The organism is Neobacillus muris, from assembly GCF_943193175.1.
Classification (GTDB): Bacteria; Bacillota; Bacilli; order Bacillales; family Cytobacillaceae; genus Neobacillus; species Neobacillus muris.
The window spans coordinates 39,912-57,663 of the sequence record NZ_CALPDF010000008.1 but is presented as its reverse complement, the minus strand read 5'-3'; the positions used below and the strand labels follow the sequence as shown (position 1 = coordinate 57,663).

Genomic DNA, 17,752 nt, shown 5'->3' with positions numbered 1-17,752 from the left:
TTTGAAGAGTATCATATAAAATTCTGTGTGGTGTTATTTCTGCTAAATTTGTAGACGGCTATCAAGAAAAACGTTAAGGCAAAGGCAACTAGTATCATCAGATTTAGATACAAGCTTGCAAACGAATTTCCTTCCTGCAGCTTGGTCAACGTATCTAACGTCCAGCGCTGCGGCAGAAAATCGGCGATTTTTTGCAGAGATTCCGGCATGACATCAATTGGCCAAAAGCATCCTGACAGCATAACCGTCGGTGTGACAATAAAATTTTGCAAGGCAGAGGCCAAAGCACGGCTGTTTGAGAAAGAAATAATCACAAGCGACAGCCCGATCGAAACGAAAGAAAACAACAGCATGACAACAAAGATTTGCCAAAATGGGATATTCGTTCCGATATGAAAGAGGGTTCTCATAATGGTAATGGTGACCAGAATTTGCATAATCATTACGATCAGATTCACGATGATATTGGAAAGGATATACTTTCTCGCATTGATCGGTGTTGATAACAATCGGTAATAGGTCCGTTGTTCTTTTTCTAACAAAATGATCTCAGATAGGTTTGTCGCAGACATAAGCATGATGAAAATAAGAAAACCGATGGTCTGATTGGTCATATATTTGCTGCTGGAGCTATCCTCCAAATTATTGGTGGTAAGCTTAAAATCAATTTGTTGAAAGTTGTTATACATGGTTTCAAAGGTTTGCAAATTTCCGCCGGCAGCATATCCAATGGTGGCAAGGTTATCAATATATTGATGTAAATAAGATTTGATATAGGCATTAACCGTGTCCCCTTTAATGGAGGTAATCCGAAGATGGCCTGGATTGCCTTGGTAGATACTTGCGGCATATCCTGCTTCAAAGGTTATGACGGTATCCAGCTTTCCGGAAGAAATCAGCTCACTAACCATATCTTCATTTATCATCGAAATTTCAACGTTTTCCAATCCTTTTAAAAACTGAATCGTATCGGTCGTGATTTCACCTTTGTCCTGATCGACAATTCCAACATGGAGGGTCACCGTTTGGTCATCGCTATGGGCTAACAGGGCGATGAAGATACCGATTAAAGGCATACAGAGATACAAAATGATATTTTTCTTATTTCTAAACGTTTTCCGAAGTGTATGTTGAATTAACCAGAGGATATCCTTCATCATAATCCCTCCCGTCTTTGTAAAGAGATAACGGCTACCAGTAAAAATACAATCGCTCCGGCAAGATTGAAACCTATAGCTGGTATAGCAGCCGAAAAGTCATGTGAATAAATGATTTTGGTTATACTTGAGTTGACCCAAGTTAGCGGGGAAAGGTCGGTTAGCAGCTTATAGAGTCCTTCCGCGTTATCAATTTTATAATAGGCTCCGCCAAAAAAACCTGCCAATTGGATCGCCACCATGAGAATAATGGACGGACCGCCGCTTGCTTTTGCTAAAAAGCTGATACCAATCCCCAGACTTACAGCAAAGACAATCTCAGTCAAAAGAACAAGGAATACCAATCCTAGATGGTCGCCCCAATTCGCTTTGAAAACGAGTTTACTAAAAAAGACGACAAGCAAAACGCAAAGGATATTGGTAACAAGCCCCCCCAGTACTTTTCCAATAAAGATTTCGCTTTTCGACACAGGTGAAGCAATCAAACGGTCAGCCGTCTTTCTTGTTCTTTCACTAACGATTAAGGAACTTGCATTCAAGGAACCGAAAAGAATGATTAAGGTTGTTGTCGCAATGGCGTAGTAGTCCATAGAACTGGGCTGTTTACCAGGAAGGAGAGAGGTTTCCTTAATAAAATCGTCTTGTTTCTCACGTGAGAAGGCATCTTCCATCTTTTCGGGATTGGTTTTGATGATGACCGATGCAATATTGTATTGATCGACATAGGCGGAAAGCATTCCTTGCAGGATATTTCCTTCTATCGATGTCTTATTATTCAGGTAAAGCTGGATTCCATTTGGATCAGTTTCAATATACCCATGATACTTGCCTTGCTTGACTTCATTTTTTCCATTTATATTTACAGATACTTCCTTAAATTGAATGCCTGATTTCTTTGCTTGTTCTACAAATTGTTTAAAATAATCAGCATGTGTTGTATCTTTATATAAAACCTTCATTTCATCAACGGTAATACTTGTTGAAAACGCATTTGTCAAGGCGGTGCCGAGTACAAGCATTAACAAAATGGGAAAGGCAATTAAAAATAACAATGTCCGGAGATCCCGGAATGATGTTTTTATTTCCTTCCAAGCAATCAAGAATACGTTCATTGAAAAAGCCTTCTTTCCGTTTGTTTAGTGGTCGCGCAGATTTCTGCCTGTTAAGGTTAAAAAGACAGTTTCCAAGTTAGGCGCTTTTTCTTCACAAGACCGGATTTCAATCTGATGATTGATAAGGTGCTCAATGATTTTATTTAAATTATTGACACCAGTGTCCGAGTTGATTTTTAAAACGTTGTCCTCTAATTGAACGGCTTCTACACCATGAATTTCTTTAACGGACTCTAAATTCAACTGTTCAGCTGACCTGACTTCAATCCATATATCCTTCGTATTGGTAATAATCGATTTTAGCTGGTCCTTGGTTCCTTCAGCGATGATTTTTCCATGGTCAATGATGGCTACCCGGGTGCAAATTTCTTCTACTTCCTCCATATAGTGGCTGGTATAAATGATCGTACAGCCCATTTCGTTTAATTTGCGGACAGAGTTGAGAATATAGTTTCGTGACTGGGGATCAATCCCAACTGTTGGTTCATCCATAATAATCAGCTTTGGGCGGTGGGCAATGGAACAGGCGATATTTAGGCGTCTTTTCATTCCGCCTGAAAAACTTTTTGGATAGCTCTTGTGTTTATCCTCTAGCCCGACGAACTCCAGTGCTTCCTCGACTCGTTCCTTTAATAGATTGCCTCGCAGGCCGTAAAGACCGGCAAAGAATTTCACGTTTTCAAAAGCGGTCATATCCTCGTAGATGGCCAAATCCTGAGGGACCATGCCGAGGTTCATTTTGGCAAACCGGCTGTTTTTTCCAAGAATCTCAATGGTGCCATCATTGCTCCGCAATAGGCCTGCAATCATGTTGATCGTTGTACTTTTTCCGGCACCATTGGTTCCGAGAAAACCAAAAATTTCTCCTTCAGCAACGGATAAGGACATATTATCAACCGCGATAAAATCGCCGAATTTTTTCGTCAGGTTTTGTATTTCTAAAACATTCATGTCATTCACTCCTAAATCGCTAGTGTATTATCAGTATAAAAAAAGAACGAACGGTATATAAGTGCAAACGTTCATTCTTTTCATATGAAGATATTCATTTTGTGAGGGTGAGAATTTCATATGGTAAGCGGGAGGAGCACGGTGACGGAAAATCCGTTAGAACTGTCAATAATGATTGTACCATCAACAGAGGCAGTCCTCTCCTCCATACCAAGGATCCCCAAACCCTTTGTCACTTGTCCCGATCCGATACCATTGTCCTTTATTTCCACTCGGATGATTTTATTTAATACCTTAATGCCAACGGAAACCTGGGTTGCCTTGGAATACTTCATCGCGTTGGTTAAAGCCTCTGTCACATTTTCATGGATAATTTTCCATTGAATAGGGGTGATCACATCTAAATTTCCCTCATGAATAAGAATAGTTTGAAAGAGGTTTTTGGCGTCAAAATCATCAATTAACAGTTTTAGACGGTGAACCCCGATTTGTTCTGTCGGCGGCTTCAAATTTTTTAGTGTCAAGCGAATGTTTTCGATACCGTCCTTAGAAATGCTGATCGCATTTTGAAGCAGCTCCTCCGCTTTGTTCTTATCCGTATCGATCAGCCGCTTGGCAGCTTCCATTTGTATCAGGGCTCCGGTCATTGAATGGCCGATTTTATCATGAATCTCCTGAGAAATCCTATTTCTTTCCTCTAATCGAAACGTGTATTCTGACTGGCGGATAAATTCCGTATTTTCATTTAAGCGTTTCGTTAATTGCTCGAGTTGTCTACGCATCCCATCTAACTGCATTTCATTTTTGGTCCATTTTTCTTTGGAATGGGACACGATGCAAAAGAGCATCCAACAAAAGATGGCTGTTAAACCGTAAATAGGCCGCAGCATCTCCTGAATATAGAAGATAGGCAGTAATGAAATCAACAATAGTATGACTTTTTTGCAAGAAAAACTTGCTGTCAGTTCAACAAGGGATAAGGGTAAAACTAAACAAAATAATGGATAGACAAAGAGATAGGAGCCTAGCGAAAGGACAATCGATAGTCCCTGCAGGCATTTTCTCAAGTTGTCGTTTTTGAACGTATGCTGTGCAATGTTAATGCAGACATAGATTAATAGCGCCAAAACGGTCCAGGCCTGATGGCCCGTAGCCGTTTGTACGCTGGTATAGGCGATGAACAATAGGATGGCGAGCTTTGAAAAGATAATCCAGAAATCCATCTTAATCCACTTTCCCGGTCAAATAGTAAATCGCTATTTGTGTGCGGTGCTCAAGCCCAGTCTTATTTAAAATAGAGGTTATGTAGTTGGCGACTGTGCCTTCCGAGATAAACAATTCCTTTGAAATGGCTTTATTGGAATAACCTTTTGCTATTAAAGCGAGGATGTTCTGCTCCCGTTCTGTAAATTGGGAGAGATCAATCTTGGTTTCTGGTTGTCTTGTTCCGGTCAGATTCGACTTGATTTTTTCTAAGATCACATCCTGGATGATACTGTTGCCTTTATAAACACTATGGATCGCATTTCGAATTTCCTCTGGGTCCTTATTTTTTAATAAGTACCCTTTTGCTCCGTTTTTTATCGCATCAAGTATGTATTCGTCATCGTCAAAGGTTGTCAGAATAAGGGGTTTGGTCTTCGTTTGTTCGGTTAGATGCTTTGTTGCTTCAACACCATTCATATTTGGCATTCGGACATCTAGTAAGGCAATGTCGACTTCATGGTTCAGACAATATTCCACGGCAACTTTTCCATCGTTAACGGTAGTTACTACTTCAAATTCTTCGTAGGTGGACAGGATAATTTTCATTCCTTCCCGAATAAAGGAGTTATCATCAGCAATTAGGATTTTTATTTTCATAGGGCCTGGGGGCCGTTCACTTCCTTTCTTTTAAGGGTATTTCTATTTCTTATTATTACATAACAGTAAAATTCATGGGCCAAATTACCGGACTGTGTTAGTTTATTTATTCCATTTTATAAAGCTGGTCTTGATTCTTATTTACACCTCAGAATTAACTTTTTAGCTTTTCAATTAAATTATCACACCACTTAATATAGAGCTTTTCATATTCAATTCCGAATTCCACGACGTTTATGCTGGATAGAATGGGATCCCGTGGATTGGATCGATCAAGAATATCGTTCAGCTCGTTTACCTTGTCTAAATAGATAGTCAATTTTTCCTCATGTTCCTTCTTTTTTTCTTCTAACCGTGGAATCATTTCTTCGAATTCAACAAGCCAAGAATTGTATGCCTTCAAAAGGAATTCATCTCGTATTATTTCTGGTTCAGTAGGCCCCAGTGTCCAACGAATTAGTTCTTGAAGCCCGCTTTCTGTCATTTTATATACTTTTCGAGCAGGCCGATAATCATTTTGCTCGACTCCATGCAGTACCACAAGTCCTTCCTCATCCATCTTTGCCAATTCGGGATATACTTGATTGCTTCCCGCTTTCCAGAATGGACCCATTCGGCTATTCATCTGCTGTTTTATATCGTATCCGCTTAGCGGCTCTCGTGCCAATAAAGTAAGCATGGCAAAACGAATGGAACTCATTAGACCACTCCTTATCCTTAGTTGAATTTTATAGGTTCATTTTAATATATATTGGTACCTTATTTTTATCAAGCAAAAAATAATATGTTAATTTTAACCTATATTTTTGTTGATTTCTAAAAATTGTTGTGTTAATTTTAACATAGATTAAAATTAACCTATAAAATGCATGAGGAGAGAATAATATGACAAAGGGTTCATTAATGGTTGGTTGGGGAGAAATCATTCCGGGGCGTGAGAAGGCAGCACAGGCTACACTCATCAAGGCCATGCAATACTGTATTCGATTGGAGCAGGAAGGAAAAATTGACCGTTTTGAGGTAGTTGCACTGGAGCCTCATGGCAGTGATCTCAACGGGTTTGTTCTTATAACAGGGGACAAAGAAACTGTGGCCCAGCTTCGGGCAGAAGATGAGTTTGTTTCGGTAATGGTTGGGGTGCAGCTGGTACATCGGAATGTCAGAGTGGTTGGTGCCTACACAGGGTCCGAGATGCAATCATTGTTTGCGAGGTGGGACGAACAAGAAGAACAATTGCTTGGATTATGCAATAGATAGGCTATGCCAGAAGAATGTTTCTCATCTCGGTGAACTAGTAAAGATATGCAGATGGATTCCTCATCATCTGTAAAGCCAAACAACATGCACTGGAAAGTATACAAGGTATTCAGCCAATAATGAGTAAGTTAAACCTTTCTATTAACTGAATTTTAATTAATGAAAATGAGAGATGACTTTTTTCACAAAATAATGAGAGAGATCAAAAAAAAATGCGACAATGGAATCTATTTAAATAGATTCAGAATTGTTAAACTATTAATAACATCAGGGTAACTTCAAAAAAAATCTGTGTAGGAGGGAAAATAATGGAGCGAAAAATGCGCTTGATTCCGTACCAATTGAATGCAGAGGTTGAAGAAGTATCCGAAGTGCCAGCAGGGGTGGAAATGATACAAGCCCCAAAAGTCTGGGAACAATCGAAAGGGAAAGGAATGACCATCGCGATCTTAGACACTGGCTGCGCTCTCGCTCATCCCGACCTGAAGGAAAGGATTATTGGCGGAAGAAACTTCACCAATGATGATAAAGGCAACCGAGAAATTTACCGCGATTACAATGGACACGGCACACATGTTGCTGGTACTATCGCAGCAACATCCAATCAAACAGGAGTAGTAGGTGTTGCGCCTGAAGCCAATCTATTAATTGTGAAAGTCCTTGATAGAAATGGTTCCGGCCAATATGAATGGATCATTAATGGCATCTATTATGCTATTGAACAAAAGGTTGACATTATTTCGATGAGCCTCGGCGGTCCCGAGGATGTTTCAGAATTACACGAAGCGATTCAAAAGGCAGTTGAAAATAATATCCTGGTTGTCTGTGCTGCCGGCAACGAAGGGGATGGGCGAGATACAACCAATGAATTCAGCTACCCTGGAAGTTATAATGAAGTCATTAGCGTCGGAGCTATCAGCTTAAACCGGGGAATAGCTGAATTTAGCAATTCCAACAATGAAGTGGATCTTGTCGCTCCTGGTGAAAATATTCTATCAACCTATCTGAACGGTAAATATGCTAGACTTAGCGGAACTTCCATGGCCACTCCGCATGTATCCGGTGCATTAGCCCTAATCAAAGCCCTAGCAAACCAAGGTTTTGAAAGAGAGCTCACAGAGCCAGAAATCTACGCACAATTAATCAAGCGGACGGTCCCCCTTGGATTTTCACCAAAGCTGGAGGGGAATGGATTGGTGTATCTGACCGCAGTTAATTACTTAGCTGATGTATTTAAAACAGATGAAAAAACAGAGGAATTAAAGGTTTGATAAAGAACTAGATTATTGGATAATGACGAATATAAGAACAATGCTGAAGATTTTCTTTGGCATTCAGGCTGTCGAGAGTCTCTCGACAGCCTTTTGGCATTTTCTGCTTCAAATTTTCATATTTTTATTCATATTGCATTTAAGGAATCGAATTCTTAGCTATAATGAAATAGTCACAGATAAACGATAGTTAGTCTATTACATTATATGGCTGATTTTTGGGGGTGGCTTTTTCATTGTTATTGTCATACGAAGTACAGAATCAAGAAGCTTTACATGTAAATCTTAAAAAAAGTAAAACCGTGTTTATTATCCCATTTACCCTAAGAGAAGATTATAAACATCTTCATGACAGGCTCATAAATAGTGACTGGGATTTTCCTGGAAAGGCTTCCAGGAAATATATCTTAGATCATGTTAAGCATCTTATTCAATTTGATGATCAAAGTTTGGGAAACGGAACCATTGGAAGAGAGTACATATTAAAGGAACATGCTAGAGAAAAATATAATCTTCCTGTAAATGCATCTCACAAGCTATATCTTATCACCAAAAAAGGGGAATACATTTTTAAAGTTAACAAAGTTTCTTTATTTCTGTTTGAAACGAGAACGGGCTTTTTAACATTTGAAGTCATACATACAAATAAAAATTTGGATCAAATTGTTGGTGCCAACTACTATATTAAACACTTACATCATCTTTATCAGTCCCAATTATTGAATCAAAAGGAATATTACTTATCTAGTCAGGGGTTAGTAGACGAATCTGTTGAATCGGAAGAATCTCGAAGGACTATGTCAAGTATTACGATGAAGATATTGGAGCCAATCGGCGTAGAACGCTATTTTTCTTCTGAAAACAATCAGCCTGAGAGTGCTCTTGTATACAATTCACTCATGCTTCTAGATACGTTTGAAGTCACAGAAAATAAGGAAAAACTGCTGGGTGAATACTTATTTAAGCTGAGAAGGTCTTTTAAGGAATCGTACAAGCCTGCTCCGAGTGAACTAATGCTTAAAGATAACCCGCAAATCATCCAGCTGTTTGAAAATAGTTTCTGGGGCGTTTCTTTGGAGGGTTTGACGAATGTGGTCCATTTGACCAATGACCAGGTGACAAATGAGTTTTTCAATGGGAATTACCAGTCCAATCTATCACAGTCCTATTTTTACATCTATATGATCGCATTGCATCAACGATTTGCCCTTCTGGCGCTGAATTCACGGGCACAAGACATCCCGAAGAATGAACAGCTGAGTGCAGGGGATTTTGAGGAAATTCAAAAGCTCCGCAAAGAAATCAATTTTTTTATTTTGAGGAGCTTTTTTAAGCATGTATCAAGTATCACCCATCAGCAAGCACTTTATGAAAGAATAGAAAAATGCTTGCAGATTGAGGAGTTGAAGGGAGACCTGCATTTAGAGCTGGAGGCTCTGTCTTCCGTTGCTGAGCTGCAGCAGTACTATCGTTTAAAAGAACAAGAAAACGAGATGAGAAAATTAAGGGAGCAGGAAGATCAGCAAAAAGAAAAGCATGCAGATACCTTTTTAATTTGGTCTACTGTATTTGTTGTTTTTTCAGCCATTACGGGCACCTGGTCTGTTATTGCTGATTTGTTTAGGAAATCAACGGAACCCTTGTTTCATTATTCTGCCGCTAAAGCGATGTTGATCGTTTCCATCGTGTTAATTCTTGGAGGGATCGGTGCGTTTGTAAGTGTTAAAAGGAAGTGGAAACCATCTAGAGATTCTCGTAATTAAAACCTAGGGAATAGGATACCTGCTTACAGTACAAAAATAGTAGTCAAATGACAGATATCAATTATTGAGGTGTAAGGCGAACATGGAAAATTTAGCAGCAAAACATAGAGAAATTGCAGAAAGATTTATTGAACCTCTAAAGGACGATAAACGAATCAAAGGCATTGCCTTTCTTGGCAGTATTGGGCGTAATTTTGGAGATAAGCATTCGGACATTGACATTGCTGTGTTTACGAATGAAAAAATTGATATGCTTCACCGTGGTGAGAAGTGGATCGAAGGATGGGATATTGAAATATTTCAAGTGGATATGACGGAAGGAAATGAAGACTGGGACTCCGCTCAAAAGGAAGCCTATCAAGAAGGAATACTTGTTTATGACCCAAGCGGGGAAGTGAAGCCATTTTTAGAAGCGGCACTGGCATACTCCGATGAAGATCGAATGAAGGAAATAGTCGAGTTATTGTTTGATTTAGGGTGGCATGGATGGTCCTATACAGAAGCCAAAGGGAAGGAATGGAGAGGTTACAACTGGTCACTTCCTCATGATTTATGGATTCAAAGGGGTTCCATAGAAAATGCCTTCTATATCCTTCATCATTGCCGTGATTTGCTGATGGATCTGCTTTATGCGATTAATCGGAGATGGACTCCGGATTTTAAATGGAAGTATTTCAAATCCCTCCAATTGCCATGGCTGCCTGAGAAGTACGCTGAAACGATGGCATCGCTTTTATTGGTTGCTTCCATCACAGAAGAGGAATTTAATCAGAAAGCAGCCCTATTTCAAACGCTCATTGATGCGTGCTATGAAATGGTGATGGATGATCTGCCTACAGACATGTATGATTATCTTGTGGTGGAACTAGGAGCGTATTAAGATGGAAACTCAAAATTCAGTTCTTTTGCGAGCCGTAGAGTACACTGATTTAACACGGTTTTATCAAATTCTTCAAAATCCCAATGTCTATTCAAAAATTGATCTTGTCCACCCGCCATCTATCGAAGATGAAATACAATGGTACCATTCCCTTAAAGACAGCCAACAGCATGTTTGGACCATCGAATATCGTGGAATAGTTGTAGGAAACTGCCGTATCTTTAAGGCTGACTATTTGCCGGAAAATAGTTCAGAGTTTGGTATTATGATTGATGAAGCCTTTTGGGGCAAGGGGATTGGAACATTGGTCTGCCAATGGCTCATTCAGTATGCAAAAGACATGTTAAAACTTCATCAACTTTTTTTGGAAGTAAAGCATGGCAACGATTATGCGAAAAGACTCTATAAAAAACTAGGGTTCCAGCCATTTAGTACATCTTCTACACACGAAAAAATGGTTATGCCATTTCAGTGAAAGCAGGATGGTGAATCGTGAATAATCATGTTGATATAAACTTACTTCCTTATCCCATAGCGTCAGCTATTCAACTGGCATTAGCAAATGATTTGCCGGTCATTCAACTGAAACGGATTGGGCATGCTGCTAATAAGACGGTCCGTTTCCTTGGTTGGTTGTCTCTTGCTTTATCCCTGCATCGGAAAGAATATATTAATAGAAATGCCATAACAATCATGAATAAGCCAAAACATCTTAATAGTGATTGGGTACGACTATTAGAAAATAGCAAAAACCAGTTTGCGACCAACAAAATTGTTACATTAGCCTATAAATTGGTTAACCTTAGGAATTATGAAGCTCATACAGAGATTGATCCGCTTGATATACCTGAAACGAAGGTCAATATTGCGCTTGAAGTGTTTTACGAGTTTCTTTCCCATGTTATGGAGGTTTTGAATGAAGGAGAACTTACATATATCAATCAAGAAAAAATTGGTTTAACGGGTCCAGACTTATCCTCTTTTCACCGAATTGCCCTGCTGAATCAAAAGTTTGATTCAAATGGAATTTATTGGTTGTTTTCGGATGGGGATGCCATGCCGTTAGCACCTTTTATGATAGGGATAAACGAAGAAACAAAGGAAGAATATTATATTTTGGATTCTATTCAAAAAAATGAATTTAGCTATCTTCCTTTAAACGGTGAACATGTGAAGAAATTGCCCTTTGACTCCGTCTATTCTGATTTGGTAGCCACAAATGTGGAACAGCTGGAAACAGAAGTATGGTCAAAGATCATCACACGATATACAAAGGAGGCCATGGCTCCGTTTTCCTTCCAGCCTTTTTTTATCGAAAGAAGAGAACCTAGTTTACAAATCGAAGAATTTATAAGGAATGATGCTCCACTGTGTTTTGTATTAGGAGAATCAGGATCAGGCGTGTCTCACTTCCTAAATAATCTTGCCCATCAATATAAAGATTCTTTTCAAATTCTTTTTGTTTCATCTGTTGGGATGTTAAGCCTGGCATTGGATGAGTTAAATATCCGCAAGAATGGTAATAAGGCGCTTGAAAATACACTTGTGATTATTGATAAGGTGGAAAGGGAATCAGATCTTATCTCTTTGTTTCGATTTTTGGAAGCAACTGGGAAACCGACTTGCCAGTATATCATTGGTGGGCGTAAACATATTCGGGGCTACCTTGAAAAACAACAGCTTATTTGGGATACCCCTTTTGATCAAGTGGAAATATCGGCATTTGATGATGATGAAGTAAAAATGTTCTTTCAAAAGTATCAAGAAGTGAACCATCATACCGCCCCACTAAAAATGCTCTATATATTCTTGCAATTTGCCAATGTTTCCATGAGGACACCGATTTTTTTAGGGATCTTTTGCGAAACGATAACATTTTCCAAAATTGAAATGAATTGGATCAATACCAACCAATTATACAAGATGTTTGAAAAGAAGTATTTTGTCAGCCATTCTTTGCTTGAGAGTGTTCATTACCTTTGTAAAAAAAGCTGGAATAAACAAATAAACCAAATTTCTTTTGAGGAAGCGAAACAATGTGGAAATGATCTTGCTTACTTATTAAATATCGGCATTTTAGAGGAAAATAATGAGGGCTATCGATTTGCTTCAGAGGATTATTTGAATTATAAGATTGCCTCGATTATTTATTCGGAACGGGGATTAATTAAGGACTGGAGTATTTTTGAAAATAAAGAATCATCCATCGCCCATTATATTGCCATCATGTCTGAAAGAGTAGATTTATCTGTGATGGCCATGTTGCTCCGTCAATTAAAGAAAGAACTTTTTATTAAAGTGTTGGATACATTGCTTCCCTATACGGAAACCTTTAGGGCACTGTTAATGCTTGATCCAAAATTTATCCAGGCGGCGATTCAGTTTGGAAAGTCATTGCGGGAACAGGGCCTTTTGTCACCGGCAGTCCGGTGTTTATCGATTATCCAGCAAATACCTAAATTGCCGGCATCTTTAACTGATCAATTGAACGCCGAAATTATGATAACAAAATATCAATTGGATGGTACTGTCCTGAAGGTGCGGATTAAGGACAAAGAAAAGTGCCCCGAGTATTTTATTTATAAAGGCTATATTGACTATGTGCGAGATCTTTACCGGTCAGCACAGCAATCGTTTGAAACTGCGATTTCCCTGCTCCCTGAGGGGCATCCTCAAATGGTTTCAGCCAAGCTGCAATATGCGGAATTGCTGGCAGATCGCGGCGGGCTAAAGCAAGCTGAAAGTCTGTTGACTGATTTATTAGAGGAAACGGTTGATAAACAAAGTCTTCCACTCATTTATAATTTTTTAGGGATTATAAAGGCAGAGGAAGGAAAACTCGCAGATGCGCTCTCTGATTTGCAAATGGGAATGAGGTTATTTCGTGAAATCCGTAATTATAATGGAATGTCCAAAAGTTTTGGGGATATAGGCTACACTTATTTTGGTTTAGGGGATTGGCAAAAAGGGATTGATTACCTGGAAGAAAATCGTTATCGAAGTTTATTATCAGAGGAAATGAATGGACTAACAGCATCGTCCCAGCTGCTCGGTGATATCTATTTTACGATGGGTAAGTTTAAAAAAGCGCAGTTTAATTTCGAGCAATGCATAAAATATGCAACTATCACAGGAAACAAATGGAGGCTCATTGCTGGAAAGGCGGGTCTCCAGACAGTAAAAGCGTTTCTAAACCCTCATGAGCCAATTAGCTGGGGAGACGTGGACACAGAGTTAAAAGGGGTCTATATTGCGAATCTACGAGCCTATGTTTATCAAAAGAAAGCATTAGCGGCTGGATTAATCGATAAAAATCAGGCCATCCATCTGGCAAGGCGGGCAAAGAATCTTGCTAAGATGATTGGTGCCGGATTTTATGCTTCAAAGTGTACGGCTGTTATTCGTGTATTTGGTGGCGAAGAGGAAAATGAAGTTTGTGGACATTTGACGAATCGATTAGTTGAGTCTTATTCCGCATTATTTAATGGTGCGGCAAATTATGTTGGAATCATTCAACCAAAGGAAGATCCTAGTTTTGAGTTTGGCGAGCTTGAAAATTGGATTGAACTCATAACGGATGAATTGGATAAAGAAGATATATTATCATGGAAACAAAGAGTAGATAAAGGACGAATGACAGAGGAAAAGTTTAATGAACGGGTATCCAAGTTATTAGGAATCAGTTCATGATTTAGGTTGGCAGATGATCAAATAGAAAAAATGGCTGATGAGAAATTGCAATATTATTACGCGATTGTCATCAATTATAATAGTAGTGCAATAAGAGGTGCCGGTTCAGCCTTTTTCTTGCATGTAGGCAGCGGCCGCCCGACAGCTGGCTGTGTATCAGTGCCCAAAAGTGTCATAGAGACCTTAATGAAACGGATCGATACGGGTGCGTATATTATCAATGTAAGAAGCGAGGGAGAAGTAGCTAATTATTAACTGTGCCTTCGTAATACGTTTGGACTGAAAATCGCCAAAGAGTATTTATTAGTTAAAGAACAACTGATCAATAAAATAGAGTTTTTGTTGCAAACCAATGTCCCTTTTACTTTCTCTTTTTTTAATCAATTCATTTTTGCTATGATAGAAGTAAATATAATGCGGGGATGAGGAAATGTTATGCCGTTAGAAATTGTTCGCCATGATATTACCAAGATGAAGGTAGATGTGATCGTCAATGCTGCCAACACAGCATTGAAAATGGGGGGCGGTGTTTGCGGAGCCATCTTTCATGCAGCGGGTGCCAGTGAGTTGCAAGAAGCCTGCGACAAAATTGGCGGATGCCAGGTAGGTGAGGCTGTTATCACAAATGGTTTCCAGCTTGAAGCGAAATATATCATCCACACACCAGGCCCGATTTGGAAAGGCGGGGAAAACCAAGAGGCAGACTTGTTAAAAGCTTCTTATCGAAATTCTTTGGAGTTAGCCCAACATTATCAATGTGAGTCCATCGCGTTTCCTTTGATTTCAACAGGAATCTATGGATATCCCAAAGAGGAAGCTTTACAAATCGCAGTTTCTGCGATCGGTACCTTCTTAATGAACCACGACATGCTTGTTTATCTCGTGGTGTTTGACAAAAAGGCATTTGGATTAAGCAAGAAGTTATTTACTTCCATCCATCAATATATTGATGAACATTATGTGGAGGAAGCAGAAGTTACTTTTCTTCGAGTGGGCCGTGATGAACGGTTTTTAAACAGGCATATTCAGGAGGCGCGAAATCTTCAAGAGGACCTTGAGGTAAAAGCAAGCGAGTCTTTAGCAGCATTGTTAAACCAACTTGATGAATCGTTCTCCGAACGGCTGCTCCGCTTCATTGATGAAAAAGGAATGTCCGATGTCGAGACGTATAAACGGGCTAATATTGACCGCAGGTTATTCTCAAAAATCCGCAATGGTGTTGGTTACACGCCGACGAAGAAAACGGCAGTTGCCTTTGCGATTGCTTTGGAATTGAATAGGAAGGAAACGGTTGATTTATTGAAGACTGCCGGTTATACGTTATCACATAGCAGCAAATTTGATGTGATTATTGAGTATTTTATCCAACAAGCCAATTACAATATCCATGAAATTAATGAAGCCTTATTTGCTTTTGATCAGCCCTTGCTGGGTGCATAAAATGTCGCTTTCCAAGCGACCTTTGTTTAAAGAATCCTTGCTATCCTAAGTTTATCAACTAACAAAGGATGAGAAGGATGAAAAATTATCTAACCGAATTAGTGTTTATTTTGGACAAAAGCGGCTCCATGGCAGGATTAGAAACTGACACGATTGGCGGCTTCAATGCTATGCTGAAGAAACAGCAAAAAGCCGAAGGAGAGGCAAACGTTACTACTGTATTGTTCAATCATCAATACGAATTATTACATGACCGAATTTCTGTCAGCGGAATATCGCCCATTTCCGAAAAGGACTATGAGGTCGGGGGCAGCACGGCGCTATTAGATGCCATTGGTTTTACCATTCAAAAAATCGTGAATGTACAAAAGCGAACCAGTGAAGAAGAACGTGCTGAAAAGGTCCTTTTTGTGATAACAACGGATGGAATGGAAAACGCGAGCCGGGAATACACAGCGGACAAAATCAAAAAAATGGTGCAGCATCAAAAGCTAAAGTTTGGCTGGGAATTCATGTTCCTTGGCGCCAATATTGATGCGATTTCGACGGCAGCCCGTTTCGGAATTGCAGAAGATTTTGCCGTAGACTTCCATGCGGATTCACGTGGGACCCAGTTAAATTATGAGGCGGTAAATGAAGCCGTTATGAACCTTCGAGGCGGAAAAAAGATTGATCGTAGCTGGAAAAAAAGTATTGAAAGGGATAATAATCGCAGGTCAAGGAATGAGGTAAAATAATATTCATGCAAAGGGGGTGACCAAAAAGTCCGATAACTGGCTTTCTGGAGCCTCTTTATTTTTTCGTTTAAACCTAAATCAATTGTTGGTATCCACTTTGACTAAAAAGGATGGTAAAATTCAGCTAAGAAAATTTGTGAGAGAAGGGGCGTATAGAATTGTCCAAACGTCACCATATTCAGTGGCGTTTTTTTTATTGGGATATTTGGGCTTAAGCTAGTCGAACTTGGAATTTGCGTGTTCTAGCCACATATTGACAAAAAAATAATGGATTTATTTTTGATAAAAATGAATGAATCTATTATGATGAATATAACCAATATTTGTGACCAAGTCCTAATCTTTGGTACTAATTAATGATTACTGGAGATCATTCCATGAAAATAGAAATGATTCAAAAGAAACTGAGCATTGATGAATATTTTGAGTCAATGGGAATAAAGGCGTGTCATAGCAGGAATGGATTTTGGAAGCATGCTGCCAATGTAGACTCCAGCTTGGCTGAGAAACTAGAGCCGCTATTCACCCGTAAAATGAAAGGGAATATCTATGAGCTGAAGAATCAGTCATTGCCCTTCAGTTTGGCGGTTGAATCATGGACAATGTCTTTTCATTTAGCCTTCCTCAACTGGGTAAATGGTCAAGAGAAGCTTAAGCCCAAGAGAATCTTGGAAATAGGATGTGATAACGGCTTGTTGGCATGCTGGTACGCCACACATTTTCCGGACGCAGAAATTGTCGGAATAGACAGGGAAGCGAACAGCATTCACTGTGCCAAGCAATTGGCAATGCAGCTAGAGGTGGATAACGTAAGATTTTTGCAAATGGATTTCTCGGAATTAAAGCAAGGCTTTTCGAGTAATTCCTTTGATCTGATTATTTCTGTCCGAACATTTCATGAAATTATGGGACCGATTCTTATTTCCAGGTACTGGTCTCTGACAGAATATTTGAAGGGAAACCCGACGTATGGTGACCGTAAATATTTGCAGATTGTGGACCATTTGTTATCCGAAGATGGAACCTATCTATCATGTGAACGGTTGGAGAATCCTGCTGATTTAGGGAAATGGGCAAATGCGCTCCATGAAGCAAATCTAAATGTCGGATGGGATGAAAGTGAAATCATCGAATATCAGGAATTAGGAATTCATAAACGATCTCCGATTATTCTAGCAACGAAAAGCAAGGCTGGCAGGGCCACCTTGGATGGAATCGAACACCTATGTATGAAACATCAGGATGTGGTTTTAGAGGCTGGGAATTCATATAGCGGTGTTGCAGCAGAGTTTGCTTTCCATCGATTAGGGAAGAAGAAGTTCCACACAGGACAGTATCTTGATGTAACCAATCACTGGCATGAGTATCGATTTGAAATATGGGAGACTATGAACTTTTTGCTAGTTTATTGTTACGGGAATATGGGACATCGCCAGCTGGAGATCCTTCCGGGTGGTGCCTTTAGTGAAGCGCGGCTGCTGTTACAGGAATCGATGAAGCTATTTCATCATCTAGGATCGATTGTACATTACAAAAGCATGGAAGAATGTCAGGAATAATTGTGATTTAAATGGGGAGGATTTAAAAATCTCCATATAGAAACTTCTGGAAAATAAAAAAATAGCACCTTA

At 39.4% G+C, this 17,752-nt stretch carries 16 protein-coding genes; 10 read left to right on the top strand and 6 right to left on the bottom strand.

Features of this window, described 5'->3' with window-relative positions; genetic code table 11:
* Nucleotides 1-11: 11 nt before the first annotated feature.
* The 6 genes from NFS43_RS08215 to NFS43_RS08190 form a co-directional block, all read right to left on the bottom strand.
* The gene (locus tag NFS43_RS08215) at nucleotides 12-1,157 is read right to left on the bottom strand and encodes an ABC transporter permease (RefSeq protein WP_251551174.1); all 1,146 of its coding nucleotides are present in this window, start codon (nucleotides 1,155-1,157) and stop codon (nucleotides 12-14) included.
* Entirely contained in the window at nucleotides 1,157-2,269 is a 1,113-nt protein-coding gene (locus NFS43_RS08210) for an ABC transporter permease (protein WP_251551173.1), read from the bottom strand. Before NFS43_RS08210 ends, NFS43_RS08215 begins: the two co-directional genes overlap by 1 nt.
* A gap of 24 nt (nucleotides 2,270-2,293) precedes the next feature.
* Nucleotides 2,294-3,220, bottom strand: a complete 927-nt coding sequence (locus NFS43_RS08205) for an ABC transporter ATP-binding protein (protein ID WP_251551172.1) — start codon at nucleotides 3,218-3,220, stop codon at nucleotides 2,294-2,296.
* A gap of 116 nt (nucleotides 3,221-3,336) precedes the next feature.
* Nucleotides 3,337-4,443 carry a sensor histidine kinase gene (locus NFS43_RS08200; RefSeq protein WP_251551171.1) on the bottom strand — a complete coding sequence of 369 codons (1,107 nt, stop codon included), beginning with the start codon at nucleotides 4,441-4,443 and terminating at the stop codon, nucleotides 3,337-3,339.
* Between the two features lies 1 nt (nucleotide 4,444).
* Nucleotides 4,445-5,083 (bottom strand): response regulator, encoded by a 639-nt coding sequence (locus tag NFS43_RS08195; protein ID WP_251551170.1) that lies wholly within the window; start codon nucleotides 5,081-5,083, stop codon nucleotides 4,445-4,447.
* Nucleotides 5,084-5,237: 154 nt separating this feature from the next.
* The gene (locus NFS43_RS08190) at nucleotides 5,238-5,783 is read right to left on the bottom strand and encodes a PadR family transcriptional regulator (RefSeq protein ID WP_251551169.1); all 546 of its coding nucleotides are present in this window, start codon (nucleotides 5,781-5,783) and stop codon (nucleotides 5,238-5,240) included.
* Between the two features lie 185 nt (nucleotides 5,784-5,968).
* Between NFS43_RS08190 and NFS43_RS08185 the strand changes: the two genes are divergently transcribed.
* The 10 genes from NFS43_RS08185 (at nucleotide 5,969) to NFS43_RS08140 (ending at nucleotide 17,680) form a co-directional block, all read left to right on the top strand.
* Nucleotides 5,969-6,340 (top strand): hypothetical protein, encoded by a 372-nt coding sequence (locus NFS43_RS08185; protein ID WP_251551168.1) that lies wholly within the window; start codon nucleotides 5,969-5,971, stop codon nucleotides 6,338-6,340.
* A 308-nt stretch (nucleotides 6,341-6,648) separates the two neighbouring features.
* Nucleotides 6,649-7,611, top strand: coding sequence for a S8 family peptidase (locus NFS43_RS08180; RefSeq protein ID WP_251551167.1), 963 nt, complete (start codon nucleotides 6,649-6,651; stop codon nucleotides 7,609-7,611).
* A 242-nt stretch (nucleotides 7,612-7,853) separates the two neighbouring features.
* Nucleotides 7,854-9,374, top strand: coding sequence for a hypothetical protein (locus NFS43_RS08175; protein ID WP_251551166.1), 1,521 nt, complete (start codon nucleotides 7,854-7,856; stop codon nucleotides 9,372-9,374).
* 82 nt (nucleotides 9,375-9,456) lie between these two features.
* Nucleotides 9,457-10,254: a nucleotidyltransferase domain-containing protein gene (locus tag NFS43_RS08170; protein WP_251551164.1), complete on the top strand. Its 798-nt coding sequence runs from the start codon at nucleotides 9,457-9,459 to the stop codon at nucleotides 10,252-10,254.
* Nucleotide 10,255: 1 nt separating this feature from the next.
* A complete protein-coding gene (locus tag NFS43_RS08165; protein WP_251551162.1) occupies nucleotides 10,256-10,729 on the top strand; it encodes a GNAT family N-acetyltransferase in 474 nt (157 codons plus the stop codon).
* Nucleotides 10,730-10,746: 17 nt separating this feature from the next.
* A complete protein-coding gene (locus NFS43_RS08160) occupies nucleotides 10,747-13,944 on the top strand; it encodes a tetratricopeptide repeat protein (RefSeq protein ID WP_251551160.1) in 3,198 nt (1,065 codons plus the stop codon).
* A 6-nt stretch (nucleotides 13,945-13,950) separates the two neighbouring features.
* Nucleotides 13,951-14,199 carry a hypothetical protein gene (locus tag NFS43_RS08155; protein WP_251551158.1) on the top strand — a complete coding sequence of 83 codons (249 nt, stop codon included), beginning with the start codon at nucleotides 13,951-13,953 and terminating at the stop codon, nucleotides 14,197-14,199.
* 180 nt (nucleotides 14,200-14,379) lie between these two features.
* Complete coding sequence (locus NFS43_RS08150) at nucleotides 14,380-15,384, top strand: macro domain-containing protein (protein WP_251551156.1); 1,005 nt, start codon at nucleotides 14,380-14,382, stop codon at nucleotides 15,382-15,384.
* A 77-nt stretch (nucleotides 15,385-15,461) separates the two neighbouring features.
* Nucleotides 15,462-16,121, top strand: coding sequence for a vWA domain-containing protein (locus tag NFS43_RS08145; RefSeq protein WP_251551154.1), 660 nt, complete (start codon nucleotides 15,462-15,464; stop codon nucleotides 16,119-16,121).
* A gap of 377 nt (nucleotides 16,122-16,498) precedes the next feature.
* Entirely contained in the window at nucleotides 16,499-17,680 is a 1,182-nt protein-coding gene (locus NFS43_RS08140) for a class I SAM-dependent methyltransferase (protein ID WP_251551152.1), read from the top strand.
* Nucleotides 17,681-17,752: the final 72 nt, after the last annotated feature.